Origin of the sequence: Reyranella sp., from assembly GCF_030651995.1 — a bacterium.
Classification (GTDB): Bacteria; Pseudomonadota; Alphaproteobacteria; order Reyranellales; family Reyranellaceae; genus Reyranella.
Map to the genome: position 1 here is coordinate 1 of NZ_JAUSBN010000082.1, position 26,539 is coordinate 26,539.

At 62.6% G+C, this 26,539-nt stretch carries 26 protein-coding genes and 1 tRNA gene; 14 read left to right on the top strand and 13 right to left on the bottom strand.

Annotated features, from left to right (window positions below; genetic code table 11):
• The coding region (locus Q7V45_RS25045; RefSeq protein ID WP_304857072.1) for a MarC family protein at nucleotides 1-593 on the bottom strand (593 nt) is incomplete at its 3' end.
• Between the two features lie 86 nt (nucleotides 594-679).
• Nucleotides 680-1,141 carry a hypothetical protein gene (locus tag Q7V45_RS25050; RefSeq protein WP_304857073.1) on the bottom strand — a complete coding sequence of 154 codons (462 nt, stop codon included), beginning with the start codon at nucleotides 1,139-1,141 and terminating at the stop codon, nucleotides 680-682.
• Between the two features lie 394 nt (nucleotides 1,142-1,535).
• Here Q7V45_RS25050 and Q7V45_RS25055 point away from each other — a divergent pair, with 394 nt between their 5' ends.
• A complete protein-coding gene (locus Q7V45_RS25055) occupies nucleotides 1,536-2,888 on the top strand; it encodes an MBL fold metallo-hydrolase (protein ID WP_304857074.1) in 1,353 nt (450 codons plus the stop codon).
• A 6-nt stretch (nucleotides 2,889-2,894) separates the two neighbouring features.
• Here the strand turns inward: Q7V45_RS25055 and Q7V45_RS25060 are convergent, their stop codons facing one another.
• On the bottom strand, nucleotides 2,895-3,614 hold the full coding sequence (locus Q7V45_RS25060; RefSeq protein WP_304857075.1) for a class I SAM-dependent methyltransferase: 720 nt from the start codon (nucleotides 3,612-3,614) through the stop codon (nucleotides 2,895-2,897).
• A 293-nt stretch (nucleotides 3,615-3,907) separates the two neighbouring features.
• On the opposite strand from Q7V45_RS25060, the gene Q7V45_RS25065 reads away from it, so the two are divergent.
• The 3 genes from Q7V45_RS25065 (at nucleotide 3,908) to Q7V45_RS25075 (ending at nucleotide 5,230) form a co-directional block, all read left to right on the top strand.
• Nucleotides 3,908-4,318 (top strand): DUF2946 family protein, encoded by a 411-nt coding sequence (locus Q7V45_RS25065; RefSeq protein WP_304857076.1) that lies wholly within the window; start codon nucleotides 3,908-3,910, stop codon nucleotides 4,316-4,318.
• A gap of 228 nt (nucleotides 4,319-4,546) precedes the next feature.
• A complete protein-coding gene (locus Q7V45_RS25070) occupies nucleotides 4,547-5,014 on the top strand; it encodes a copper chaperone PCu(A)C (protein WP_304857077.1) in 468 nt (155 codons plus the stop codon).
• Between the two features lie 12 nt (nucleotides 5,015-5,026).
• Nucleotides 5,027-5,230 (top strand): hypothetical protein, encoded by a 204-nt coding sequence (locus tag Q7V45_RS25075; protein WP_304857078.1) that lies wholly within the window; start codon nucleotides 5,027-5,029, stop codon nucleotides 5,228-5,230.
• Nucleotides 5,231-5,320: 90 nt separating this feature from the next.
• On the opposite strand, the gene Q7V45_RS25080 is transcribed toward Q7V45_RS25075, so the two are convergent.
• The 3 genes from Q7V45_RS25080 to Q7V45_RS25090 all read right to left on the bottom strand — a co-directional run bounded on the left by Q7V45_RS25080 (nucleotide 5,321) and on the right by Q7V45_RS25090 (nucleotide 7,223).
• Nucleotides 5,321-6,010, bottom strand: a complete 690-nt coding sequence (locus tag Q7V45_RS25080) for a superoxide dismutase (protein ID WP_304857079.1) — start codon at nucleotides 6,008-6,010, stop codon at nucleotides 5,321-5,323.
• 454 nt (nucleotides 6,011-6,464) lie between these two features.
• Entirely contained in the window at nucleotides 6,465-6,836 is a 372-nt protein-coding gene (locus Q7V45_RS25085; RefSeq protein ID WP_304857080.1) for a universal stress protein, read from the bottom strand.
• Nucleotides 6,837-6,857: 21 nt separating this feature from the next.
• Nucleotides 6,858-7,223, bottom strand: coding sequence for a universal stress protein (locus tag Q7V45_RS25090; RefSeq protein ID WP_304857081.1), 366 nt, complete (start codon nucleotides 7,221-7,223; stop codon nucleotides 6,858-6,860).
• 130 nt (nucleotides 7,224-7,353) lie between these two features.
• On the opposite strand from Q7V45_RS25090, the gene Q7V45_RS25095 reads away from it, so the two are divergent.
• Genes Q7V45_RS25095 through Q7V45_RS25115 form a run of 5 tightly spaced genes read left to right on the top strand, consistent with a single transcriptional unit; the run spans nucleotide 7,354 to nucleotide 13,266 of the window.
• On the top strand, nucleotides 7,354-7,593 hold the full coding sequence (locus tag Q7V45_RS25095; protein WP_304857082.1) for a helix-turn-helix domain-containing protein: 240 nt from the start codon (nucleotides 7,354-7,356) through the stop codon (nucleotides 7,591-7,593).
• Complete coding sequence (locus Q7V45_RS25100; protein WP_304857083.1) at nucleotides 7,581-9,299, top strand: cation:proton antiporter; 1,719 nt, start codon at nucleotides 7,581-7,583, stop codon at nucleotides 9,297-9,299. Before Q7V45_RS25095 ends, Q7V45_RS25100 begins: the two co-directional genes overlap by 13 nt.
• Before the next feature lie 37 nt (nucleotides 9,300-9,336).
• Nucleotides 9,337-10,107, top strand: a complete 771-nt coding sequence (locus Q7V45_RS25105) for an SDR family NAD(P)-dependent oxidoreductase (RefSeq protein WP_304857084.1) — start codon at nucleotides 9,337-9,339, stop codon at nucleotides 10,105-10,107.
• Nucleotide 10,108: 1 nt separating this feature from the next.
• Nucleotides 10,109-12,712, top strand: coding sequence for a cation-transporting P-type ATPase (locus tag Q7V45_RS25110; protein WP_304857085.1), 2,604 nt, complete (start codon nucleotides 10,109-10,111; stop codon nucleotides 12,710-12,712).
• Between the two features lie 59 nt (nucleotides 12,713-12,771).
• Nucleotides 12,772-13,266, top strand: coding sequence for a poly-beta-hydroxybutyrate polymerase N-terminal domain-containing protein (locus tag Q7V45_RS25115; protein ID WP_304857086.1), 495 nt, complete (start codon nucleotides 12,772-12,774; stop codon nucleotides 13,264-13,266).
• A gap of 58 nt (nucleotides 13,267-13,324) precedes the next feature.
• Here the strand turns inward: Q7V45_RS25115 and Q7V45_RS25120 are convergent, their stop codons facing one another.
• The 3 genes from Q7V45_RS25120 to Q7V45_RS25130 are packed head-to-tail and all read right to left on the bottom strand — an operon-like array spanning nucleotide 13,325 to nucleotide 16,489.
• Complete coding sequence (locus Q7V45_RS25120; protein WP_304857087.1) at nucleotides 13,325-14,530, bottom strand: CaiB/BaiF CoA-transferase family protein; 1,206 nt, start codon at nucleotides 14,528-14,530, stop codon at nucleotides 13,325-13,327.
• 3 nt (nucleotides 14,531-14,533) lie between these two features.
• A complete protein-coding gene (locus Q7V45_RS25125; RefSeq protein WP_304857088.1) occupies nucleotides 14,534-15,316 on the bottom strand; it encodes an enoyl-CoA hydratase/isomerase family protein in 783 nt (260 codons plus the stop codon).
• A gap of 24 nt (nucleotides 15,317-15,340) precedes the next feature.
• A complete protein-coding gene (locus Q7V45_RS25130) occupies nucleotides 15,341-16,489 on the bottom strand; it encodes a CaiB/BaiF CoA-transferase family protein (protein ID WP_304857089.1) in 1,149 nt (382 codons plus the stop codon).
• Between the two features lie 122 nt (nucleotides 16,490-16,611).
• Between Q7V45_RS25130 and Q7V45_RS25135 the strand changes: the two genes are divergently transcribed.
• From Q7V45_RS25135 to Q7V45_RS25150, 4 genes are all read left to right on the top strand, one after another.
• A complete protein-coding gene (locus Q7V45_RS25135; RefSeq protein ID WP_304857090.1) occupies nucleotides 16,612-17,499 on the top strand; it encodes an IclR family transcriptional regulator in 888 nt (295 codons plus the stop codon).
• A complete protein-coding gene (locus Q7V45_RS25140; RefSeq protein ID WP_304857091.1) occupies nucleotides 17,468-19,171 on the top strand; it encodes an ABC transporter substrate-binding protein in 1,704 nt (567 codons plus the stop codon). Before Q7V45_RS25135 ends, Q7V45_RS25140 begins: the two co-directional genes overlap by 32 nt.
• 219 nt (nucleotides 19,172-19,390) lie before the next feature.
• Complete coding sequence (locus Q7V45_RS25145; protein WP_304857092.1) at nucleotides 19,391-20,176, top strand: SDR family NAD(P)-dependent oxidoreductase; 786 nt, start codon at nucleotides 19,391-19,393, stop codon at nucleotides 20,174-20,176.
• A gap of 25 nt (nucleotides 20,177-20,201) precedes the next feature.
• Nucleotides 20,202-21,434: an acetyl-CoA C-acetyltransferase gene (locus Q7V45_RS25150; RefSeq protein ID WP_304857093.1), complete on the top strand. Its 1,233-nt coding sequence runs from the start codon at nucleotides 20,202-20,204 to the stop codon at nucleotides 21,432-21,434.
• Between the two features lie 174 nt (nucleotides 21,435-21,608).
• Here Q7V45_RS25150 and Q7V45_RS25155 read toward each other — a convergent pair whose 3' ends face one another.
• Nucleotides 21,609-21,779: a hypothetical protein gene (locus tag Q7V45_RS25155; RefSeq protein ID WP_304857094.1), complete on the bottom strand. Its 171-nt coding sequence runs from the start codon at nucleotides 21,777-21,779 to the stop codon at nucleotides 21,609-21,611.
• A 109-nt stretch (nucleotides 21,780-21,888) separates the two neighbouring features.
• Entirely contained in the window at nucleotides 21,889-22,734 is an 846-nt protein-coding gene (locus Q7V45_RS25160) for a hypothetical protein (protein WP_304857095.1), read from the bottom strand.
• A 118-nt stretch (nucleotides 22,735-22,852) separates the two neighbouring features.
• On the opposite strand from Q7V45_RS25160, the gene Q7V45_RS25165 reads away from it, so the two are divergent.
• Entirely contained in the window at nucleotides 22,853-23,164 is a 312-nt protein-coding gene (locus Q7V45_RS25165) for a hypothetical protein (protein WP_304857096.1), read from the top strand.
• Nucleotides 23,165-23,611: 447 nt separating this feature from the next.
• On the opposite strand, the gene Q7V45_RS25170 is transcribed toward Q7V45_RS25165, so the two are convergent.
• Together Q7V45_RS25170 and Q7V45_RS25175 are read right to left on the bottom strand one after the other, a co-directional pair.
• Nucleotides 23,612-23,688 (bottom strand) — tRNA-Arg (locus Q7V45_RS25170).
• Between the two features lie 732 nt (nucleotides 23,689-24,420).
• A complete protein-coding gene (locus Q7V45_RS25175; protein WP_370692658.1) occupies nucleotides 24,421-26,370 on the bottom strand; it encodes a potassium transporter Kup in 1,950 nt (649 codons plus the stop codon).
• Nucleotides 26,371-26,539: the final 169 nt, after the last annotated feature.

Sequence of the window (26,539 nt, forward strand, 5' to 3'; positions counted from 1 at the left end):
AGGCCGGTGACGGCGATGCTGCACAGGATGAGGCCGAACACGCGGGTCACGATCTCGATGCCTGCCTTTCCGAGCAGGCGGAACAAGGTGCCCGCGAGGGCGTAGACGGCGAAGAGCAGGCAGAGGCAGAGCGCCAGGATCCCCGTCGTTAACACCTGTTCACCGATCGAGCGCACGTTGTTGTCGGTCAGCAGCACGACGGTGAGGATCGCGCCGGCGCCGGCGATGCCGGGAATGGCCAGAGGAAAGATCGCCCGCTGGAGCGGCGTCGCATCGGCAGGGACGTCCATGGCCTCCTCGGACACCTTGCCGAGCGCCATCTTGAGCCCGAAGAGCAGGAGGATGAGCGATCCCGCAAGCTGGAACGAGGACATGGGTATATGGAGCGCCGACAGGAGCGTGCGCCCCAGCACGATGAAGAACAGCAGGATCAGGAACGCGACGCCCAAAGCGTAGGCCGCGACCAGCAGCGACTTCCGCCGGTCGAGGCCGGCCGTGACCATGAGGAAGATGGGCACGGTGGCGAACGGATCCAGGATCACGAACAGGGTGACGAACTCGTAGAAGAAGTCGTGGAGAAAAACCGGACTCAAACGACGCTTCCCTGGCTGTTTATTCCTGCGGGAAGAGTGCCGGACCGGGTCGCTCGCGTAAACAGACCGCTCGCTTGGCCGCTACGTCATCCGCCTTGTGATGGGGTGGTCCCGTTCCCGGTCGAACGAGGGAGATCTTTCGACGGCTCGCTCGCGAGCAGGCCCGGCACCTTGGCGCGAATGGACCGCGTCTCCAGCCATTGCCGCGCCTTGTCCGGCTCCGTGAACACGCGCATGGGCCGCTTGGCCGCCGCAATCATGCCGAGTAAGCGCGCGACCAGGTAGTATTTGTTGGCCGGCAACACGACGGCAAGCGGGCCCATGGTTCCGGTGGCGTGGATCGCTCGCATGCGCACGCCCAGGCGGAGAAGTTCGGCCGGGCTCATCCGCGGGTCGCCCTGGCTCCCATCGAACAACTTCCGGTAGCCCACGGCCTCCGCGCCGACAATTGCGTCGAGCATGCGGTTCACGTCGTCCAGTGTGACATGGCCTTCGGCCTTTGCGGCGAAAAGCTTTAGTCTCGAGTCGATCGTCCAGTGCAGGGGCATGGCCGGCGGGTCCGCGGCTGGAGGGAAAAATCAGGAGGAGAGGGCGTCGACCTGCTTGAGGCGTGCTTCCGCCGGGAGGCAAAGCGCGAAAGCGGGCGCCGGCTTTCTCCAGCGCCCGTGTCGTCTGCGGCGCGCGATCAACCCGGGTGATCGCCTCCGGTGCCGGCCTGGCGTCGTTTCAGCCTTCGTCATCCAATTACTTCCCAATGGCTGCGCATGCGCTCCATCGTGGCTCCCCTTCGACGGGCGACACGCGCCGGAAGCTCCGAAGAAAACAAATTGCATCGAAAATGATGAAAAATCCAGCCAATACTGCGGCAGTCCGGGCGCGCGCGATCTTCACCCGATGCGCGTCGTTTGCCGGGTACTGTCATCCACGGTATCAAACGTCGTCATGAACCAGGTAACGACCACTGGCAACGCAACCCTGATCGTCTATGACGGCAAGCCGCTGCTCGCCGCCGATCCGTGGTTCGGCGACGAGGATCCCGCCTATTTCGGCAGCTGGGTGCTCAGCCATCGTATTCCCAGGGCGCTCAAGGACGACATCCTGAAGTGCGAGTACATCTGGTTTTCGCACGGCCATCCGGATCACCTGAATCCGGTGACGATCGAACGCTTCAAGGGTCAGAAGATCCTGCTGCCCGATCACGTGAACGGGCGCATCCTGAAGGACCTGCAGCCTGGCGGCTACGATCTCACCGTGCTGCCCGATCGCAAGTGGGTTCAGCTCACGGACAAGGTGAAGGTCCAGTGCATCACCACCCGCATCCAGGATTCGATCCTGTTGATCGACTCGTGCGGCAGTCTCTTCATCAACACCAACGATGCCGGGACGCGCGACTGCACGCGCTACATCCGCAGCATCGCCTCGCACTACGAACGCTCCTACCTGCTCGCCCTGTCGGGTTACGGCGACGCCGACATGATCAACTTCTTCGACGAGCAGGGGCATTTCCTGACGCCGCGCGCCGCGCGCAAGCCGTCGGTCGGGGGGCAGCTCACCAATCTCGCCAAGGCTGCCGGCGCCAGGACGGTGATCCCCTTCTCGGCTTTCCACCAGTATCAGCGTACGGATTCGATGTGGGCCGAGGCCTACACGACGCCGATGGATGCCTTCGAGAAGGGCCTGTCGCCGGACGTGGGATTCATCCCCGCCTTCTCGACGGTCGATTGCCGGGACGGCTCGTGGACGACCCATGCTCCGGAGGCGATCACCGTCGTTCCCAAGGCGCCGGAGGAGTTCGGCGACAACTGGTCCGATGCGCTGGAGGCCGCGGACGTGAAGAAGATCGAGGCCTATTTCGCGCGCAAGGATCCGGTGCAGGACTATTTCGGATTCGTCAATTTCCGCGTGGGCGGGCGGGATCATGCGATCAGGATGCGGGGGCCCCGGGAGCGCGGCATCAGCTTCGCCGTGCCGCGCGGCAGCCTGATGACCTGCATCGACTACCGCATCTTCGATGACCTTCTGATCGGCAACTACGTGAAGACGACCCTGCATGGCGGCGTGCGTTCGCTGCAGGAGGGCGGCTTCAACTATTACGTGGCGAAATACGGCGACAACGGTCTGGCCGAGACCGATGCCGAGCTGCGGGCCTATCTGGCCGAATACCGCCGCCGGGCAGGCTTCGACTACATCGTGAGCGCGCTCGAGGACAAGTCGCGCGACTTCGTCATGCGCTTTGCCGCGCAGGACTCCCGGCTCTACAAGCTCGCCAAGTCGATCTACGTGAAGATGCGCTGAGGCGCGCTAGAGGATCTGCACGGCCGACTGCTGGTTGGCGAAGGCCAGATACCTGTACTTGTAGCCGCGCGCCTCGACGAATTCCCTGAACGCCTTGAACTCGCCGTTCTCCCAGTTGGGGAAGGCGATGTAGTCGTCGAAAACGATGACGGTGCCGGCGGCGATGCGGTCGGCCAGCAGGTCGAGGACCAGCCTGGTGGAGGGATAGGTGTCGCAATCGATGTGCAGGAACGAGCACGGGCCCTTGTGGCTCGCGAGGAAGCCGGGGAGGGTGGCATCGAACCAGCCGACGACCAGTTCGACATTGGGTTCGAGCTCGGTCGGTTTGCTGACCTGGTAGGCGCCGGCCGGCGCCTCGGTGCCCGGCCAGTCCTCCTTCAGCCCCTCGAAGCTGTCGAAGCCGTAGATCTTGATGTTGCCGCGGGCCACACGGCGGGCGAAATGGTTGGTCGAGGCGGCCGTCATGACGCCGAACTCGAGGTAGAGCCCGTCGCGCGGCGCCTTCGAGATCGCGAAATCCCACAACAGCTCGCGCGCCGAGAACATCAGCGCGACGTCGAGGTGCTTCTCGACATAGTCGGCGGCGCGCTGGGCGGCGCGGTCGGAAATGATCTTGTAGACGCTGTCGGCGCGCAGGTGGGAGGTGCTGACCCGCGGGCTGAGCCACAGGATGGGGTCGATGACGAATCTATATACAGCGTCACGCGCCGCTCGCTTCAGGGACATGGCGGGAAACTGACACTTCCATCTTGGGCAGTCCAGAGAATGCCCCGATGCCTCGGGAGAATGCCGGCACCGGAGAAGCCCGGGGCCTCCTTTGTGGTGGCTGCGACCGCCGGTCGAGACCGGCGCCAGTCTGGTCGTCACGCCATCAGCTTTGAAGAACCCCGCGGGAGAACGAGACAGCACCTTTGCGGCGGGATGCAGGGCGGTCCGAAGTCACGCTCTGTGTCTTCGGAAAGTGGGCCAGGGTGCCCATGTGATATCGTAGTCCAAATCCTTCTTTGTGATTCCCGGACGTGGCGGCCATACTTCCGACAATGCCAGCCCAGCAACCTCCGTCGCAACTGCGCTCGCTTGCGCTGATGGTGGCGCTGTTTGCCCTCACCCTGGCGATCCTGCAGCCGCTGGCGCACTCGGTGATGCTGCGCGCCGGGGGGCCTGAGGCGGCGGCTGGACTTTGGGGCGCGATCTGTCAGTCCAGCGCGGACGGTGAGTCGGACAGTTCCGGTTCGTCGGCAGCCAAGATTCACGATTGCTGTTTGGGCCTGGCCCATTCGCCAGTGCTACTGGGTCCGTCGGTCGCGGCCCTCTTCGTCGATCCGGTTCCGACCTCGGATGCGGTGCCGGCTCACCATCGTCATCCGACGCCCGGCGCCATGCGCGACGGCCTGCAGCAACCTCGCGCGCCTCCGCTGCCGAACGACTGACCTTCATCGTGCAGTACGCGCCGCTGGCGCTTTTGCCAGCGCTCGCGCCATCGGTCGTTCCGCCTTCCGCCCCTGCGGGCACCCGTTTCCTTCCGGCCCTGTGTGACGCCGGCGCCGGTGAGTGCGTGAGAACCGGCAGGCGAAGGCCGACTCCGAATGATCTTGCGCGGCGCGATGACCGGAGGTCGCGACGACACCCTTTGCTCTTCACCAAGAAAGGACTTCGATATGAGTAAGCGGCGATACGTTCTGGCGGTGCTGTCCGCCCTGGCGTTTGCACCACCCACCTTCGCGCACGACTACAAGCTCGGCGCCCTGAAGATCGATCATCCGTGGACGCGGGCGACCGCTCCGACCGCAAGAGCGGGCGGCGGCTTTCTCACGATCGTCAACAACGGCACCACGCCGGACCGGCTGATCGCTGCCCGCAGCCCGGCCTCGATGAAGGTCGAGGTTCACGAGATGAAGATGGACGGCAACGTCATGCGCATGCGCGAGGTCGAGAAGGGGATCGAAATCCCCGCCGGTGCGACGGTGACGCTTAAGCCCGGCGGCTTCCACATCATGTTCATGGAACTCAGGGCGCCTTTGACCCAGGGCGCCAAGGTCCCCGTAACGCTCGTGTTCGAGAAGGCCGGAAGCATCGACGTCGACTTCAAGATCGAGACCGCAGGTGCGGCGACGTCCCATCATTGAAGGAGAGGCTGGTTGGTGCATCCCGTCGGCATCGTTCGCTTCGTCGGGAGCCGGATTGCCGCCTCGGTCCTCGTCGTGGCGGGACGCGTCTTCGATGCTCTCGGCGCGCGGCTGTTCACGCCGCGCGGCCGGGCCAACCTTGCCGCGCTCGGCGCGATCGGTGTCAACATCGCCGGTGTCGACTTCGCGACCCTGATCAAGACATCGTATTCCTAGACCGGATGGCGATAGCTCGATCGGGGAAGTCGTGCGCCCATTGACCGGCCCCGCGTTGGACTACGGGAGTATGGACGCGCAGAACCTCGACTATTGCGTCGTCATCTGATCGCGCACGAAGTCCCAGTTGACGAGAGTCTTGAGCAGGGCATCGACGTGATCGGCGCGACGGTTCTGGTAATCCAGATAGTAGGCGTGCTCCCACACGTCGATCGTTGCCAGGGGACGCTTGCCGTGTGCGAGCGGCGTGTCGGCGTTCGACGTCTCCATCAGGGCGAGCTTTCCGCCGTCCTCGACCAACCAGGCCCAGCCGCTTCCGAATACTGCATTCGCCCGTGCAGCGAAGGCCTGGCTGAACTTGTCGAAGCCGCCGAAGTCGCGCTCGATGGCGGTGCGGAGCTTGCCGGTCGGCTGGCGGCTGCCGCCCGGCGTCAGGACTTTCCAGTAGAAATCGTGGTTCCAGCACTGGCCGGCCTGGTTGAACAATCCCTTGTCGCGCGGGTCGGCCGCGCTCTTGACGACGATTTCCTCGAGCGACATCGCCGCATAAGGCGTGTTCTCGGTCATTCGATTGAGATTGGCGTAGTAGGCCGCGTGGTGCTTGCCGTAGTGGAACTGCACGGTTTGCGCGGAGATGACGGGCGCCAGGGCGCTTTCGGCGAAGGGCAGGGGCGGCTGCGTGAAAGGGTGCGCCGCCGTGGCGAGCCGGGGCGCGGCCGTGACGGCGGCAAGGGCGGCCGTTCCCATGGCGATGAGATTGCGTCGAGGAAGGGGTATCATGGCTGTCTCCTCTCTAGAGAGTATCGGTGGCGGCGCACCTGACCTTGGTTCAACCTGCGCATGCATAGCGAGATTTGCCGGGCGAGGCTCCGCACAGCCCACAGCATTGCCGCTAGAGCAAGACACAGCCTTGCCAAATAGTGTGAAACATCGATGAAACAATGGCAGGCCGCGACCGACAGTGATGAGCACTACGCTTTCGCCATAGCACTATGACGCGTTCGATGCTGATAACGCCGGAGTCCAGTTGGCGGGAGGGTAATGGCGGAATGTCTTTGTCAGTTTCCGGCGATTGACGGGGCACGTCTTCAGTTGCCGGATGCGCACGGCGTCCAACCGTGCTTGTCGATGATCAGGTAAGCTCGATGGGCATGACGAGGACGTCATGTTGGGCGTCCTTCAGCACTTGTAGCGCCACGCTGCCCAGCACCATGCGGGAGACCGCCCCCTTGCCCTATGTCGAGACGACTATCAGGTCCGCCTTCACCCTGTCGGCAGTTTTCTGGAGTTCGCCGACGACCGTCGCCTCTTCAGGCTGAACGATCCGCCTGATCTGTCCGAGTCCGGCACGTCCGATGAACTGTGCCAATTCCAGCCCCGATTCGCGGCAGAGGTCCTCAAGGTAGTCGCGCTGTTCCTCCTTGCCCATGCTGCCGGACATCGCAAGGCGCAACGCGGGCGCATCGAAGACGTAGAGCAGCGAGCGCGCCGCATCGCCCGGAAGCCCGGCCGCAAGACAGCGTCTCAGCGCGTTGCCTGCATGTTCAGACAGGTCCGTCGTCATGAGAACATGACGCCACGGGCCTACGGGTGGACCATTCACCATCAGTACAGGACAACGAACCGCTCAGATCGTGCGTTCTGCTGTCGTTCCAACAAAGTCATCGCGCAGGATCTGGCGCCGATGCGGCCCGATGACAAGGAGGTCGGGAGACGCCTTGGCAGCCGTCTTGACGATTCCGGCGAAGGGGTCGTCTAGCAGGACCCCGGTGGCGCAGGCGATACCGTCCAGATCTTTCAGACTCCGGCCGAGTTCTGCCAGCAGTTGACGGGCGTCGTTCACCTCGTGATCGACGAGCCGGCGTGGCCGGTCATCGTCGACGACGTGCACGATTTCGAGGGCGGCTCCTTGCTGGCGGGTCAGGATCACCGCACGGCGCAGCGCACGGTCCGACCGTTCGGAAAAATCCGTGGCCAACATGGTCCGCTGCACGGTGTGTCCTCCTGTCCCCGAGATGAGGTCAATGGAAACAGGTCAAATCGCATCGCTGATTGATGCAAGTCAATCAAACGAGACAATCCTTCGCTATTCTTCACCATCCCCTCACAACAGGCAGAATGCCATGCCGAAGGATCAGTATCAGACCGTCAAGGAACTCGCGGAGCGCCTGAAGGTTGCCGAAGCGACCGTGCGCCACTGGATCAAGGTGGGCGAGTTGCGGGCGATCGACATCGGCAAGGGATGGCGCATCGCTGACGCCGACCTGGCCGAATTCCTGATGGTCCACCAGACCGCACCAAAGAAGCATTGGACAGGCCCGAATGGCGATGGACAAGGAGGAGAGGCACAGTGCCGATCCTGACCTCTTTTGCCGAAGTTTCCCTGCTCTTGGTCATGGCTGCCGCTATCGGCCTCGTCGGCACGCTGGCGCGACAGCCGCTGATCGTCAGCTTCATCGCCGTCGGGTTGATCGCGGGGCCTTCGGCGCTGGATGTCGTGCGTTCGGATGCGCAGATCGACCTTCTGTCCGAGCTTGGCATTGCGGTGCTGCTGTTTCTGGTCGGCATCAAGCTGGACGTGAAGCTGATCCGGTCACTGGGTGTGGTGTCTGTGATGACTGGGCTCGGGCAGGTCATCTTCACCGCGTTCTTCGGCTATCTGATCGGCCTTGGCCTGGGGCTCGGGCATGTCACCAGCCTTTATGTCGCGGTGGCCCTGACGTTTTCCTCGACCATCATCATCGTCAAGCTTCTGTCCGACAAACGCGAGATCGACGCCCTGCACGGTCAGATCGCGCTGGGATTCCTGATCGTTCAGGATCTTGTCGTGGTGCTGGCGATGATCGTCCTGTCGGCCATCGGCATTGGTGCACCGGGTCACGGTGGGGCAGAAGGCGGCTCCGTCGTCATGGTTCTGGCATCGGGGCTGGCACTTGTGGCGGCGGTGGTCCTTTTCGTGCGCTATGCCGCCGATCCCCTGACAGAGCGCCTTGCCCGCGCGCCTGAGCTTCTGGTGATTTTCGCCATCGCCCTGGCCGCGATGTTTGCCGCGATCGGAGATGTCGTCGGCCTGGGCAAGGAAGTGGGCGGCCTGATGGCGGGTGTTGCGCTGGCCTCAACCCCCTACCGCGAGACGATTGCCGCCCGGCTGGCACCCTTGCGCGACTTCCTGCTTCTGTTCTTCTTTATCGCACTTGGCGCAACGCTCGACCTGTCGCTTCTGGGCGCGCATGCGACCGGGGCCATCGTCTTCTCGCTCTTTGTCCTGATCGGCAACCCGCTGATCGTGCTCGCGATCATGGGGGCCATGGGCTACCGCAAGCGCACGGGCTTTCTGGCCGGGCTGACCGTGGCGCAGATCAGCGAATTTTCGCTGATCTTCGTTGCCATGGGCGTTTCACTTGGCCATGTGACCGAGGACGCACTCGGCCTTGTCACCATGGTGGGCCTCGTAACCATCGCGGCCTCGACCTACATGATCACCTATTCGCACCAACTTTATGCGGTGTTCGAACCCTTGCTTGGCATCTTTGAACGCAGGGGAACTCCGCGAGAGCCCATCGAGGCCGGTGCGCACAACGCCAGCAGTTACCGGGTAATCATCTTCGGACTGGGTCGGTTCGGCACCGCCATCGGGCTGCGCCTGAAGAAGCGGGGCATCCGGGTGCTGGGCGTCGACTTCAACCCGCAGGCGGTGCGGCGGTGGCGCGACCTTGGCCTTGAGGCCGATTTCGGCGATGCCAGCGACCCGGAGTTTGTCGCGGAACTGCCGTTCCGGGGGGCGGAGTGGATGGTGTCGACCGTACCGACGCACCCGACAGGCCTAAGTCACGAAGACACCCGTCGGACCCTGATCCAGCTGGCCCGCTCTGCCGGTTTCTCGGGACGGATGGCAGCTGCCTCACACAGTGCGGGCGACACACAGATACTGTTCGGCGCAGGAGTCGATCTGGTGCTGGAGCCATTCCAGGACGCCGCTGACCGTGCGGTGGAACTCTTGTGCGGCGCCGCCGGAGAAGAGCGCACCGCATTCCCCGAAATTGCGGCCGAGGGTCGCGAAGCGGGATGATGATATGCAACCATTTGGAAACGAAAGGACACATGCCATGAAGAGACTTTCCGGCAAGTCGGCAATCGTGACCGGGGGAGCCGTCGGAATCGGCCGCGCCTGTGTGCGGCGCATGGCGGAAGAAGGTGCGAAGGTCGCGATCTTCGACGTGCTGGAGACAGAGGGAAAGGCACTGGCCGACGCGCTGACGGCCGAGGGACACGAAGTCGGCTTCTGGCCTGTGGATGTCACAGACGAGTCGGCGGTCAAGGCTGCCATCGACGCGGCCGCCGCTCGGTTCGGCGGGCTGCACGTGATCGTCAACAACGCAGGCATCTCCGGCAGCCCCAAGCCTACCGATCAGGTGACCGAGGCGGAGTGGGACCGGGTCCAGGCGGTGAACGTCAAGGGCGTGTTCTTCGGCACCAAGCACGCCATGCCGCACCTGCGATTGGCGGAGTCAGGGTCAATCATCAACCTATCCTCTATCGCAGGGCTGATCGGGATTGGCGGCATCGCGCCCTACCATGCCTCGAAAGGCGCGGTGCGGCTGATGTCGAAGAACGACGCCATTACTTATGCGCCCGAGAAGATCCGGGTGAACTCGATCCACCCGGCCTATATCTGGACGCCGATGGTGGAAAACCATCTGCGCTCCACCGCCCCCGATCTGGAGGCGGCAAAGGCCGCGGCTGGGGCGGCCCACCCGATCGGCACCATGGGCGAACCTGACGACGTCGCGTGGGCGGTTGTCTGGCTGGCCTCGGACGAGGCGAAATTCGTGACCGGGGCGGAAATCGTCATCGACGGCGGCTACACGGCGCGATGATATGCCTTTAACCAACGCCCACGCGACCCCCGCCGCCGATTGCCTTGCGGCGCTGGAAGCTGCGCCTGAAGGCCTGTCCACGCCCGAAGCGGTGCAGCGCCTTGCCAAGCATGGCCCGAACCGCTTGCCCGAGGTGCGGGGGCGTGGGCCGGTGCTGCGGTTCCTGATGCAGTTCCACAACGTGCTGATCTATGTGCTGCTGGGTGCGGCAGTGGTGACCGGGACCTTGCAGCACTGGGTCGATACCGGGGTGATCCTGGCCGTGGTTCTGGCGAATGCGGTGATCGGTTTTGTGCAGGAGGGCAAGGCCGAGGCCGCAATGGCTGCAATTCGCAACATGCTGGCGCCTCGCGCTGCGGTGCTGCGCGACGGGCACCGCGAGACGCTGGACGGGGCTGACATTGTACCGGGCGACATCGTCCTGCTGGAGGCAGGTGACAAGGTGCCTGCCGACCTGCGCGTCCTGGAGGCGCGCGGGCTCGCGGCGCAAGAGGCAATCCTGACGGGGGAGTCGGTGCCGGTCGAGAAGGGGCCGGAACCGGTCGCGGCAGATGCGGCACTCGGTGACCGCCGCTCAATGCTGTGGTCGGGCACGCTGGTCACGCAGGGCACGGCACGGGCGCTGGTTGTGGCCACGGGTGCAGACACCGAAATCGGTCGTATTGGCGGGCTCCTGGCAGAGGTCGAGCAGTTGACCACGCCCCTTGTCGCGCAGATCGATCATTTCGCGCGCTGGCTGTCGTTCCTGATCCTGCTCTGCGCCGCGCTCCTTCTGGCCTATGGCTACTTTGTCGGCCACATGCCCTTTGCCGAGTTGTTCATGGTGATCGTCAGCGTGGCTGTTGCCGCGATCCCCGAGGGCCTGCCGGCGGTGATGACTATCACGCTGGCGATCGGCGTACAGGCCATGGCGCGGCGCAATGCCATCGTTCGCCGCCTGCCGGCGATCGAGGCCATCGGCTCGGTCTCGGTCATCTGCACCGACAAGACAGGAACCCTGACCCGCAACGAGATGGTGGTGGCCGCCGCGGAGACAGCCGAAGGCGCTTTCACCGTCGCGGGCGAAGGCTATGCCGCCGAAGGGGCGATCACGCCTGCCGGTGATCTGGGGCGACTGGCGCTTGCGGCGGCCCTATGCAACGACGCACGTCTGCATCGCAAAGACAGGACTTGGACGGTCGAGGGCGATCCGATGGAAGGCGCGCTCCTGGCCTTTGCGGGTAAGGCGGGTGGCGATCAGACCGCGCGGCGGCTGGATGCCATCCCCTTCGACAGCCGCCACCGCTTCATGGCCGTGCTGACCGAGGGCGCGTCCGGGCGTCTGATCCACGTGAAGGGCGCGCCCGAGCGGGTGCTGGGGATGTGCGCAGGACTCGACCCCGCCCACTGGCACGACCGGGCCGAGGCGCTGGCGAAGCGGGGCTTGCGGGTGCTGGCCTTCGCGGAGCGGACAGAACCGGGCGACAGGATCGACCAGCAGGCACTGGAGGGCGGGCTGACTTTCCTTGGTCTTGTCGGTCTTATCGACCCGCCCCGCCCCGAGGCGATTGCCGCTGTTGCCGAATGCCGGGCGGCGGGGATCCGCGTCAAGATGATCACCGGCGATCATGCCGGCACCGCCGCCGCCATCGCGCGCCAGATCGGGCTGGAAAACCCGGACCGTGTGCTGACCGGCCACGACCTCGACAAGCTGGACGATGCGCAACTGGCGCTGGAGGTCGTGGGCACCAGCGTCTTTGCCCGCACCAGCCCCGAACACAAGCTGCGGCTAGTGACCGCCTTGCAGGCGAACGGCCTGTCGGTCGCGATGACCGGCGACGGGGTGAACGATGCGCCCGCCCTGAAGCGAGCCGATGCGGGCATCGCCATGGGCCTGAAAGGATCGGAGGCCGCGAAGGAGGCCGCCGACCTGGTGCTGGCCGACGACAATTTTGCATCCATCGCCGCGGCGGTGCGCGAGGGGCGGACGGTCTATGACAACCTGAAGAAGGTGATCAGCTGGACCCTGCCCACCAATGCGGGCGAGTCGATGGTCATCGTGCTGGCCCTGCTTCTGGGCCTCGCCTTGCCGATCACGGCCGTGCAGATCCTATGGATCAATCTGATCACCGGGATCACGCTGGGCCTCGCGCTTGCCTTCGAGCCGACCGAGACCGGCACCATGGCCCGCCCTCCGCGCGCCCGCCAAGCGCCGATCCTGTCGGGCGAACTGATCTGGCATGTGATCCTGGTCGCGACCCTGTTCCTGGCGGCAGTCTTCGGCATCTTCACCTATGCCATCGACAAGGGCTATTCCCTGCCGCTTGCGCAGTCCATGGCGATGAACACGTTGGTCGTGCTGGAGATCTTCCACCTCTTCTTCATACGCAATATCCACAGCACCTCACTGACATGGGCCGCCGCGCGCGGGACCCGCGTGGTCTGGACCGTAGTCATCATCATCACGGCCGCCCAGTTCGCCGTCACTTACCTTCCGCCTTTGCAAGCCGTGCTGGGAACCGCGCCGGTCCCGGTGTTCGACGGCCTGCTGATCGTCGGGATCGGGGCGGCCTTCTTCGCGCTGATCGAGATCGAGAAGCAGATCAGACTGGGGTTGAAGTCATGACACAACCACCAAGACGAAAGCCGCCTCCTACACCGCTTCCGGCCGCTGCCCAACCTCCGGTGCAGCTGCTCGCCACCGTGCTCCCCCTGCAAGCCCCGCCGCAGAAACGTCCGCATGACAACCTCGAACGTGCGGCGCGTGGCGCTTTGGCGAAGCTGAGCGGCGGGGTGTCGCCCCATGCCTTCATCGAGGCGTGGAGTGACTGGGCGCAACATCTGGCGCGCTCGCCGGCGCGTCAGATGGAACTGGCCGAGGGTGCCCGGCAGAACCTGTTGAAGGTCATGGCGCTTGCCGCCAGCCCCGGCAGCCTTCCGCCCTTTCCGCCGAAGCCTTGCGACAAGCGCTTTGCCCATCCCGGCTGGCAGACCTTTCCCTTCCGGCTGTGGCAACAGGGATTCCTGGCCGTGCAGGACTGGTGGGACGAAGCCACCGAACCGATGCGCGGCCTGCGGCGCGAGGATGGCGACCGCACCCGTTTTCTGGCCCGCCAGACGCTTGATATGCTGTTAACGTTAGGTGCCGGCCAAGTCGCATCGGGTCCGGTCCGCGCATAAGCGCCGAACGATCGACGAACCAGTGGGTGGTGTACGTGCCGATATGAGGAGACGCCAGCTAACGATCACGCTCCTCAAATGCGGCCTTCTCGGCGATCATGGTATCGATTTCACTGTTCACGTAGCCGACCTCAGCGAGAATCTCGCGAGTATGCTGTCCCAGTCGTGGCGCAAATCGATCCTCGGGCGGAGGCGTTTCGGACCAGCTGCTGGGCTCGCGCATAGTCCGGATGCGGCCCTCGGACGGATGTTCGCGAATCTCGAAGAACCCACGATCGTGCAGATGTGGATCCTCCATCAATGTCTCGAGTGTGTGCGGCACCATGCAGGGGATGTCCGCTTTGTGAAGAAGCTCCAGCCACTTCGACGTCGGGCGGGTCTTGAGCTCGTCAGCGATCATGTCGTAGAGCGCATCGATGTTCGCCGTGCGAGCGACGATGTCGGCAAAACGCGGATCCTCCGTGAACAAGTGGCCCTTGCCGATAGCTTCGAAGAAGCGGCGCCATTGCCCATCATTATATGGCAATACGGCCAGATATCCGTCCTGGGTGGCATAGGGCCGTCGCGAACGCGACAGCGTCCGTGCATACCCGGGCGGGCCGGTTGGCGGATCGAAGGTGGCACCCTGCATGTGCTCCGCGAGGACGAACTGCACCATCGTCTCGAACATCGGCACTTCGATCTTCTGGCCAACGCCTGTCCGTGCCTTCGCCAGCAGGCCGGCGAGCAACATATTGGCGCCCACGGTGCCGACGATGCGATCGATCGCAGCCATCGGAATGAAACGCTGCTCGCCGGTCGAGCGCTGCAGCAGGGTGGGGATCGCTGACGCGGCCTGGATCAGGTCGTCATAGGCCGGCTGCCCTGCGTAACGACCGCCGGTGCCGTAACCAACCATGCTGAGATAGATAATCGAGGGATTGGACCTGCGGACGGCTTCGTAGCCCAACCCCAGCCGGTCGAGGGGGGCCGGCCGGATGTTCGAGACGAAGGCGTCGGCCTCAGCCGTCAGTCTAAGGATTACATCGCGTGCTGCAGGTTTCTTCAGATCCAGCACGAGCGACCTCTTGCGCTTGGCGGTGTGCTGGAAACCTCCTCCCATTCCGTGGTTGCGCGCATTCCCGCCGTAGCGACTGGAATCTCCTTCCGGCGCCTCGACCTTGATGACGTCCGCCCCAAGGTCGGCAACGATGCGCGTACACCAGGGCCCCATCATGATCGTAGTGAGGTCGACAATCCGAAGGCCGGAGAGTGGTCCGGTCATCACTTACTCTCCCTTGTAGATGCCCTGCCGCTTCTCGCGAAAAGCGCTGACCGCTTCCCTATGATCGGCGGTCGTCGCCATGATCGCGGCTTGCGAGGATGCCAGCTCCAGCGCAGTGATCATTTCGTTCTGAAAGCTTTCATAGGTGAGGCGCTTGCACGTCTGCACGCCGAGAGGAGGCAGGGCGGCGATCTTCCGGGCGATGCCATAGGCCTTCTGCTCGAGCTCGTGATGAGGAACACAATGATTGACCAAGCCGATGCGCTCGGCCTGCGGAGCGTCGACGAAGTCTGCCGTCAGGAGTATTTCCAGTGCGCGCCCGAGTCCGATGAGTCTGGCGAGGAAGAAGGCGCCGCCATCGCCAGGTACCAGGCCCAGACGAACATACGCCTGTGAGAATCGGGCCTTCTCGGACGCCACGCGGATGTCGCACATCAACGCAATGTCCATTCCTCCGCCGACCGCGTCACCGTTGATCATCGCGATCACCGGCTTGTCCACGGTGGCCAGCATCTTCGGGACGGTTTGCATGCGCTTCCAGAGGTCCGACTTGCGTTGGATGACCGAAGTGCTGCGTCCCATCTTCTTGACGTCGCCGCCGGAGCAGAACGACTCGCCGGCACCCGTCAGAACGATCACTCTGACGTCCGGATCATCGCGGAAGGCCGCCAGAATCCTCGAACACTCCTCCAGCATCTCCAGCGTGAAGGCATTCCGGCTCTCGGGGCGATTGAAGATGATGGTTCCGATATGGTCGTTGACGAAAGCCTTGATCTCGGTGCTCACGCTCTGTTTATCCCGTTGTTGGCATCAGCTGATGGCGCCGCCAGCGCGTAGATCGGCCACGTCGGCAGAAGTGAGGCCCCATTCGCGAAGGACATCTTCTGTCGGCGGTTCTTCGGATCCGGCGGACCGACGGATCTCGGGCTTTGTGCGACTGAAGCGTGGTGCCGGGCCGGGCTGTACGACGCCGTCATGTTCGATGAATGTCGAGCGGGCTTTCATGTGCGGGTGCAAAGGCGCTTCAGCCATCGTCAGCACGGGTGCGAAGCAGATCTCGCATCCGGTCATGATCGAGCACCATTCGTCACGCGTCTTCTCGCGAAACTTGCGCGTGAAGTACGTTCGGATGGCCGGCCACCCTCTGCGATCGTGCCGATCTGCCGGCAGCGCCGACCGATCGGCCCCCAACCGATCGAGCAGCGCGTCGTAGAATTGCGGCTCGTTGCAGCCCAGGGATATCCATTTGCCGTCGGACGTCTCATAGACATCGTACCAGGGGGTCCCCGAGTCGAGCCGGTTGGAACCGCGGTCATCCGTCCACACGCCGGCGGCATGCATGCCGTACATCATCGTCATGAGGCTGGAGACACCGTCGACCATGGCGGCGTCCACGACCTGACCCTTTCCGGACACCTTTGCTTCGTAGACCGCACATACAATGCCGAAGGCCAAGTAAAGCGCCCCGCCGCCGAAGTCGCCAACCAGGTTGAGAGGTGGAACCGGCGGGCCGTCTTTCCTCCCGATCGCGTGCAAAGCGCCGGTCAACGCTATGTAGTTGATGTCGTGGCCTGGTTCAGCCGCCAGCGGGCCATCCTGACCCCATCCCGTGATGCGGCCATAGACAAGCCTCTGGTTGAGACGCAGGCATTCCTCAGGACCAAGGCCGAGCCGCTCGGCGACGCCGGGCCGGAACCCCTCGATGAGTGCATCAGATTTGACGACCAGCTTCTTGACCAGCTCCACCGCCTTCGGTGTCTTGAGGTCCATTGCAACAGACATGCGGCTGCGGTTCAGCAATTGATGGCGCTTGTCGTAGGCATTCATGCTGCTGCCGGCCTTGTCGCGACGGCTGATGCGCAACACGTCGGCGCCCATCTCTGCGAACAGCATCGACGCGAAGGGAGTGGGGCCGATCCCTCCGAGCTCTACGATCCTGACGCCGGCCAGCGGTCCCATTCGAATTTCTCGCCTTCCGTATTTCGGAAAACATTAGCACAAATATGTATACAGTCGCCTGATTGTCTCGCAAGCTGTTTCACATGCAGCCAGTCGTCGAACGCGGAGGTGGCAGAGCTTCGATGGTCGTGGCTGTCTGTGGGATCGGCTGCGGACATGGCTCGGTCGCGACTGGACCTTTGTCTCGCTGGTCGCGGCGGCGTAATTTTCTGATGCCCTGGCTCAATACCGGGTCGGGAACAGCGATCAGGGAAAAGATGACAGTCAGAACCGCCGATCGAACGCTCGACATTTTCGAGAGTTTTGCGCGCCGACAACGACCGATTACCGTATCGGATCTTGCGCGCGAGCTGTCTCTGCCGACTTCGACCTGCTTTGCGCTCGTGCGTACGCTCGTGGATCGAGGATTTCTCTACTATCTGAGGCCGCGCGGGGCCGTTTATCCAACCGGTCGACTGGGGCAGGTCGCCGAATCGATCGGGTTTCATGACCCGATCGCGACGCACATCCGCCCAATCCTCGAGTCTCTCCGCGATGTCACGGGAGAGACGGTCATCCTCGGCAAGCTTCAGGGGCTGGCTGTCGTCTATCTGGAGATTATCGAGTCACGGCAGGCCGTCCGCTACACCATGGCGGTCGGTACAGTTCGTGAGCTTCATGCCTCCTCTATTGGAAAGGCAATCGTCGCTGCGATGGACGATGCTTCGCGTGAAGCCGTGCTTGCGCAGCTGAAGTATCCAAAGCTCACTGACGATACGATTCGCAATCGCGGACAGTATTCGCGCGACCTGGAAGAAGGTCGCAAGCGCGGCTACTGGACCAATATTGGTGAGAGCTCGCCGGATGTCATGGGCATCGCGCTTTCAGTCAAAATATTCGGCGATCTTTATGGCATCAACCTGGTCGGGCCGCAGTCACGTTTCAATCGAAACCTCAAGGCATATGCCGACGCACTGAGGGCGACGGTCAAGAAGGTCGGTGCCATTCGGACGGCATTGTATGACGACTAGCAGGCAAGATCGTTCCTTGATCTTTGCAGGAGAAAGGGAGCTACCAATGACAAGCGTATTCTCATCCATGCGTGCGCATCTGAAGAGAGTGTTCTTTCTCGGGCTCGCCTCGTTGCTGGGAATAGCGGCGGGCCATGGCATCGCCCACGCGCAAAAGGCGGGAGGCACGCTCCGGGTGCAACTCATGGATACGCCCCCCAGCGCATCGCCGCTCGAGGAAATCACCGTCTCGGTGGTGGTTCCCTTCATGGGGGTGTTCAACAACCTCGTGATCTACGACCAGGCGGTGGCGCGCAACTCCTTCGACAGCATCCGGCCCGAGCTGGCGACCGGGTGGCAGGTCAGCGAAGACGGAAAGCAGGTGCGCTTCGATCTGCGACGTGAAGTCAAATGGCACGACGGCAAGCCATTCACTGCGGCCGACGTGCGCTGCACCTTCGACCTCCTGATGGAGAAGGGTGAAGCCAAGCTCCGCCGCAATCCGCGCGGTGTCTGGTACGGGAACGTCGAGCAGGTCACATCCGACAACGATTTCCAGGTGACCTTCCATCTCAAGCACCCCCAGCCGTCGCTGCTGGCGCTGCTGTCGGCCGGCTGGTCCGCGATCTATCCCTGTCACGTCGCGCCGGCGCAGATGCGGAGACACCCGATCGGAACCGGGCCCTTCAAGTTCGTGGAGATGAAGAGCAACGAGCGGGTGAAACTGGAGAAGAACAACGAGTACTGGCGGCCCGGGCGACCCTATCTCGATGGTATCGAGTTCATCATCATCTCGAACCGGGCAACGCGCATGCTCGCCTTTACCGCCGACCGGTCCGACATGACATTCCCGACCGATGTCACCATGCCGCTCTACAAGGACATCATGCAGCAGACGCCGACCGCGCAGTGCACCGTGCGACCGACGGGCGTCACCTACAATCTGATCTTCAATCGGGACGCGGCGCCGTTCAATGATGAGCGCGCGCGCGCGGCCCTCGCCCTTACGCTGGACCGCAAGACCCTGGTCGACATCATAAGTGACGGGGCGGACGTCATCGGAGGCGCGATGTTGCCGCCGCCGGCGGGGGTGTGGGGCGTCGGTGCGGAGGCCCTGGCGGACCTCCCGGGCTATGGGCCGGACGTCGAGGCGTCGCGCGAGAAGGGCAGGGCGCTGATGCGCGAGGCGGGATACGGCCCGGACAAGCGGCTGAAGCTCAAGGTCACGACCAGAAACATCGCCAGCTATCGCGACTTGTCGGTTCTCATGATCGATCAGCTGCGCCACATCTATATCGACGGCGAAATGGAGCTTCTCGACAGCGCCGTCTACTTCAATCGTCTCTACCAGAAGAACTATCTTCTCGTCGTGAATGCCACCGGCAGTTCTTTGGATGATCCCGACCAGCATTTCGTGGAGAACTACGGCTGCAACTCACCGCGCAATTTCAACGGATACTGCGATCCGGAACTCACGAAGCTCATTGCTTCCCAGTCGCTCGAGCGCGACGTTGAAAAGCGCCGCAGCGTGGTGCGGGAGATCGAACGCAAGCTGGCGCGGGACATCGTGCGGCCGATTTTCTCGCACAATGTCACGGCTGCCTGCCGGCAGGCACGGGTCCGCGACCTGACGATCATGGTCAACAGCAACTACAATGGGTGGCGCTTCGAAGATGTCTGGCTGGATCAATAGCCCGGAGCCGCCCAGGCGCTGGTGATTCCGTGGATGGCCTCCGGCGTTGCCGCAGAGAACGTTCTTCTCTGCGGCCAGCTTCCCCGCGACGCTGTCTCGCTCAACGCCGGGTTCCGCGGCTCGAGGGCCCGATACACACCTCTGGCCAACCGCGGTCGCGATGCTCTAACAATCCTCGCGAACCACTCAGGACATCATTTCTCGGGGGAATCATCGCTCATGCAACTCGATAAGACAGTGGCCGCGGTCGTTACGGGCGGCGCGTCTGGCCTCGGCGCCGCCACCTCGCGCATGCTTGCCTCGCACGGCGTGAAGGTCGCGATCTTCGACCTCAACGAGGAACAGGGCGAGACGCTCGCCCGGGAAATCGGCGGCGTCTTCTGCAAGGTCAACGTGACGTCGACCGAAGAGGTCGAGGCCGGGTTCGCGAAGGCGCGGGCGGCCAACGGGCAGGAGCGCATCCTGGTGAACTGCGCCGGTGTCGGCGGCGGTGCGCAGAAGACCGCATCGCTCGACAGGACGACCGGTGCCCCCAAGGAGTATCCGCTGGAGAACTTCGAGCGCATCATCAACGTCAATCTCATCGGCACATTCCGCTGCATCACCAAGTCGGCGGCGGGCATGCTGACGCTGGCCCCGCAGGCCGACGGCGATCGCGGCGTGATCCTCAACACCGCATCGGTCGCGGCCGAGGACGGCCAGATCGGCCAGGTCGCCTATACGGCCTCGAAAGCCGGCGTCGTCGGCATCACGCTCGTGGTGGCGCGCGACCTCTCCAATGAGGGAATTCGCTGCAATACGATCCTGCCCGGCATCTTCGACACGCCGTTGCTCGCGCGTGCGCCGGACAACGTCAAGGCGGCGCTGGCCGCCTCGGTCCCGTTCCCCAAGCGTCTGGGACGCCCCGAGGAATATGCACAGGTCGCCCATACGATGATCACGTGCGGCTACCTCAATGGCGAAGACGTCCGCGTTGACGGCGCCATCCGCATGGCGCCACGCTGAGCCGAGACCCGGAAAGGATAGAGCAATGACCGAAGCATGGATCATCGATGCCTGCCGCACGCCGCGCGGCGTTGGCAAGGCAGGCAAGGGTGCGCTGTGGGAGGTTCATCCGCAGCAGCTCGGCGCGACCGTTCTCAAGGCGATCGCCGAACGCAACGGGATCGACACGAAGGAGGTCGGCGATGTGATCTGGGGGACGGCCGCCCAGGTCTCGAAGCAGAGCGGCGATCTCGGTCGCATGTCTGCCCTCGATGCCGGCTATGACGTCAAGGCGAGCGGCATCACCATCGACCGTTTCTGCGGTTCGGGCATCAGCGCCGTGAGCCTCGCCGCCGCCTGCATCAAGTCGGGCATGGAAGACCTGGTGGTCGCCGGCGGTACGGAGATGATGTCCATGGACCGCAGCCGCGGCAGCGGGCCGGCAGTGATGGACAACGGCAATCTGCGCCTGCGCCTGCATCATCCCCAGACGCACCAGGGCATCTGCGCCGACGCCATCGCCACGCTGGAGAAGATCCCGCGCCAGGCGCTGGACGAGGCGGGCTATACCAGCCAGCAACGCGCGGCGATCGCCATCGCCGAGGGCCGCTTCAACAAGTCCCTGATCCCCGTCTACAAGGAAGACGGCACGCTCGCCCTGGATCGCGAGGAATATCCGCGTCCGCAGACGACTCGCGAGGGACTGGCAAACCTCAAGGCCGCCTTCGCGGCGATGGCCGACGTCCCGCTCGACGACAAGGGCATGACCTATCGCTCGCTGATCCTGCAGGCCTATCCCGACCTCAAGATCGAGCATGTCCATCATGCCGGCAATTCCTCCGGCGTCGTCGACGGCTCGGCCGCCGTGCTGCTCGCGTCGCCCGACTATGCCAAAGCCCACGGCCTCAAGCCGCGCGCCCGCGTCGTTGCCATGGCGAACATGGGCGACAGCCCAGAGCTGATGCTCAATGCGCCGGTGCCGGCGGCCCGGAAGGTCCTGGAGAAGGCCGGCTTGAAGAAGAGCGACATCGACCTCTGGGAGATCAACGAGGCCTTCGCCGTCGTCTCGGAGAAGTTCGTGCGCGATCTCGATCTCGATCGCGACAAGGTCAACGTCAACGGCGGCTCGATCGCGCTCGGCCACCCGATCGGAGCGACCGGCGCCATCCTGATCGGCACCGTCCTCGACGAGCTCGAGAGGCAGAACAAGCAGTTCGGTCTCGTCACGATGTGCGCCGCCGGCGGCATGGCGCCGGCGATCATCATCGAGCGCATCTGAGAAATCCCCAGGGAGAAGTGCCTCGACGACCTGGGGGGCGACGGGACATTTCCCCGTCGCAGGATGGCACGCCTGGCCTGCTCAAGCGCCGCCATTACCCGGCCCGGCCGAAGGTCATCTCGCGACGAATGTGCGAGAAGACCGATACGGCCGAAAGAGCTATGTTCTATTTGCTCAAAATCTGCCGCCACCCGGAGCGCCAACGCCATTCGGTATTGAGCCGATGTTGGTCTCGAACTTGAGGGTGGTGGTGTCCTTGGCGCTGGCGACCGCAAAGGTGCCCACCGAGCTTCCGACCGAAAACTCCGTGCGCGAGGCCAGCTTGCCGTTGACGAACGTCGTCATGCTCACGGTGCCGCCTTGGGATCCAGAGTTCGGCAGCCGGGCTTTGTAGTTTCTGCGCCTGGGCAAGCTGCGCGGGCGTCACGGCCCGGAGTTGCCCTAGAAAGGCCCCCTACTTGGTGGCGGGCTTCGCTGGCGCAGGCGCCGCCTTAACGGGAGAGCCCGGCTTGGCCGGGTCGTCCGTGCTCGGGGCTACTTTCACACCATGGGTGGACATGTCCTTAATGGCGTCGGCTAGCACAATCTCGAACTTGAGGGTGATGGTGTCCTTGGCGCTGGCGACCGCAAAGGTGCCCACCGAGGTTCCGACCGGAAGGTCGGCGCGCGAGGCCAGCTTGCCGTTGACGAACGTCGTCATGCTCACGGTGCTGACCTGGGATCCAGAGTTCGGCAGCTGGGCTTTGTAGTTTCCCGGTTTCAGGTCCTTGAAAGTCACGTTACCGCCCGCGTCGGTCGTGCCTTTGCCAGCGGCGAAGCTTCCTGGGTCACCTTCAAGACCAACAGATGTGCCTGATAGCGGTTCTCCGGCAGTTCGTTGAGGAATGACCGGGCTACCGGATGTCGCCAACCCCTTCTTGATGTCTGCACCCGAAGCGCCAATGCCATTCACTACTGGGTCTCGAGGGTCTATCTTACCTCGAAAATCTCCGGGCCGGTCTACCTCGAAAATCGGCTTGTTGATGGAGCGCCCACCCGCTCCCGGCTGCGCGCCAGATGACACCGGCGGAATCACAGGTGACTGGGGCGCCACCACTGGGCCCAGTGGGATACTGGTGGGCGCCTGCGGCGCCGGGGCAACGCGGGGCTGGGGCGTCATGGCCCCGCCACCCGGTGTCATCGCGCCCTGTGACCAGGCCGGCATCGCCACGAGCGCAATACCCACGGCGAGCAATGCCGACATCTTCACGGCAGAGACTTGCGTCGGAATCCTGAAACTAGACGATCTGTCAGCGACCACGATGTTATCCCCCCAAAATCATTCGCCAGATATTGGTCGTATGCACGCAGGAGCCTATTCAATGGCCAAGTCCTCATCTTATCCTATAAGGACGAATCATGCGGGAGGAACGGACATTATGAAGCTCTCTATGGCGTTCATGCTCGTAGTAGGTTTCGGCATCACCGGGGCAGTCGGCCAGGACTACGGCTCCGGGGCACCGCGAGGCTACGACAACAGCGGTTACGGCCCTCAGCAGGCGCAGAACTGGCCGCCCAACAATCAGTCTAGCTGGCCGCCCAACAATCAGTCTAAAGGTCAACGCTATACGACGGTGACAGTGACTAACCGCGGTCAGAACGGATATCCAGACCACGTCGTGCAGCAGCAGGTCCCCTGCGGCAGCCAGTATTATGACGGCTACCGTCAGCGCATTGCGCCTCAGTGCTAGGGCCTTGCCTTTCCTGACTATTTTCGCTGACTTGCCCTCCACTCCCACGCTGGCACGCAGTCGTGCGCGTGAATGCCCCGCCGATCCGCCTTCGCCAACGCTTCTTGCTCGACATAGTCTCCGCTGTAACGCACGAGTGCCCTGCTTCGACGCCTGATGTCGTGATGCTCGCTTTTTCGACAGACCGTCCAAGAATCCTCGAAAATGGACATGCGTGAGGCCGACCCTTGCGCCGACTACCGCTTCGGCTTCCACTCGCTCGGCAGCTGACGGCGTAGGTGTTCATGCACACGGCTGCATGCTGGCATGGGAGTGGCGGGCACAAGATCGACGCCAATAGGGACTTACAACGGTAGCTTGGGCGCGTCCGTCGCCGCGAAATCCTGCCGCCTGCTTCCCCACCTGTTGAGGCACGCGGAAGGCCAACGGCTAAGTCATTGGAATGATTGGCGGACCCGGCGAGATTCGAACTCACGACCTCTGCCTTCGGAGGGCAGCGCTCTATCCAGCTGAGCTACGGGTCCAGCGCGGCGGACCATACCGGAGGGGCCTCTGCTGCGCAACGCGAGGTGTGATAAGCCAGTAACAACGGGTTCTTGGAGCCACAAAACGTTTTCGTGACTTCTGGCGCCATAGAGCCGGCCGGAAGCCTCCCTGCCTGCCAGTGCAAAAACCCCCTCAATGTGACCGCGTTGTGACCACCTGGACGGCGGGAAGGGGGGGGGTGATTTTCCTGCTGGGGTAGCCCCATGCGGTTTCATCGGCGCAAATCTAGCGGGATGAAGAATTCGAAATTCCGGGACCTGTCTCACCGCTCTGAACCACTGCCGATACGCGGACGGTGGAAAGACACTGGAGTCTATCGTCGTGATCGGGACAACGGATTTCCATGGGAATTTCCATGGAAGCGAGTACCTCGGTCTTTATCGCAGATTAGATATCTCAACGACGAATGAGTTGGCTATTTGGCAACCAGGAGACACTAGTAACGGTGTTTATGTTTCTCGTCTTTAAATCAGATACATGGTCCGTACTTGCAGGTTTACGCAGAGCAAGCGAATTGCGCCCAATCGCCGGATGACTGGCCGTGGTCATATGCGCGACAGCCTGTAATCGTCATTGCCGGGCGACCGCCGGCCATAGCGATCAATGACTTGATGTCTGTGGCCGAGTTGCCGTAGGGCGAGCAGATGGGGCGGGTGTTCGGGTAAGCATGATGGTTCGCGTAGGCCTGAGTTCATTTCAGAGGCTAATCGTCAAACGCTGATCTGGGCGCCAATCTCGACGACACGGCCCGTCGGAAGGTGGAAGTAGCCACTCGCATCGCTGGCGCTATTTGCCATGGCTATAAAAAGTTGATCCTGCCAAAGCGGCATACCGCTTCGTGTTGACGGTTTGATGGAACGTCGAGATAGGAAGAACGATGTCGACATGATGTCGAACTTGAAACCCTTTTTACGGCAAAGCACGAGTGCTCTTGGAATGTTTGGCTCCTCCATGTAGCCGAAGCGCAGAGTTATAGTTGAGAAATTCTCGTCTATAATCTCAATCCTCACACGATCCTCGTCAGGAACGCGCGGTATGGTTGCGGAGCGGATCGTGAGAATTGCGTTCTTTTCATGGAGAACCTTATAGTGCTTGAGGCTGTGCAGTAGTGCGCTCGGAGCGGTATCCGGATCTGCTGTAAGGAAAATCGCCAATCCCGGAATGCGCTGCGGCGGCTTAGCTCGAAGTTTCGAGATTAGGAAATCGAGTGAAACTTCCGACTGGCTGATTTTGTCGGTGAGGATTTTTGTGCCCCTTACCCATGTCCACATGCACAACATAATGCCGGCAGCGAAGATGATTGGCACGTAACCGCCTTCGAGAATCTTGAGCGCGTTCGCGGAGAAAAAAACAAGGTCTATGATGACGAACGGCGCCATCGCCGAGACTGCCGCCCAAAGCGGCCAATTCCACCGGCGCCACACGACGATGAACGCCAAACATGCTGTCACAACCATGGTGCCAGTAACCGCAATGCCATATGCGGTCGCAAGCTTGCTCGACGAGCCGAAGAGCACGACCAGGAGAATTACGCCGATCATCAGGAGGTAGTTCACTTGCGGCATATAGATCTGGCCTTCTTGATCCACCGACGTGTGGCGGATCTCAAGCCTCGGCAAAAGGCGCAACTGGACGGCCTGTCTCGTCAGCGAGAACGCGCCGGTAATGACTGCCTGGCTTGCGATTATAGTTGCCAGCGTCGCAAGAATGACGATCGGCAAGAGTGACCATTCCGGGAAGAGCAAGAAAAACGGATTTTCCAGGCGCGACGGGTCAGCAAGCACCATTGCGCCCTGACCGAGGTAATTTAGCGCGAGGGCGGGGAAAACGATAAGTGCCCAGGCAATCCTGATCGGCTTTTTCCCAAAATGCCCGAGGTCCGCGTATAAAGCTTCGGCTCCTGTAACCGCGAGAAACACCGCTCCAAGTGCCACAAGGCCAACGAGCCCGTGGTTCAGCATAAACTGTACGGCATACGTGGGACTGAGCGCAGCGAAAACACCGGGGTCGTCAGAGATATGAAGGAGACCGCCAATCCCCATTGCAACGAACCAGACAAGCGTTATCGGGCCGAACCATTTTGCGACCGTTGCAGTACCCCGACTCTGAACGACAAAAATTCCGAAGATGATTACGATTGTGAGAGGAAGAATGAAATGCTCGGTCGCGGGATGAACAAGCTTCAGCCCTTCCACAGCGGAAAGGATTGAGATTGCTGGCGTAATCAGTGCGTCGCCATAGAAAAGAGCGGCGCCGATTATTCCGAGCACAAAAACTGTTTTAGTCCGCCTTCCCATAGCCCGCTGCGCAAGAGCCATCAAAGAAAGAGTGCCTCCCTCTCCGTCGTTGTCTGCGCGCAGAAGGACAACGATGTACTTTAGCGTTACGATAATCGTTAGCGCCCATATAATGAGAGACAACAGGCCGAGGACAGTAGGCCTTGAAACGCCCCCCGTAGTGGCGCCAGCTGCGAGCATTGCCTCTCGGAAAGCGTAAAGCGGGCTTGTGCCAATGTCGCCGTACACGACACCTACAGCCCCAATAAGAAGTGCCGCGAACTTGGTCTGCTGTTTATGGCTGTGGTCGTCTTCGGTTCGAACAGGCGAACCGGATGCGTTTTCGGCTGCTGTTGCGCCAGCGCTAGGACGTTCTGCGGCCACGATACGCTCCTTTAGCCACTGCACGGCACATCTGAGATCGGCAGCGGTCTATTCCCGCGCCGAACCAATAACAAGTGCCCGAGCAAATTGACCAAGGTTGATGACTGGACAAGAGTGGTCTGCTCCCCGGGAACGGTACCTGCCACTTCTGACGATGCTTCCGGATGGT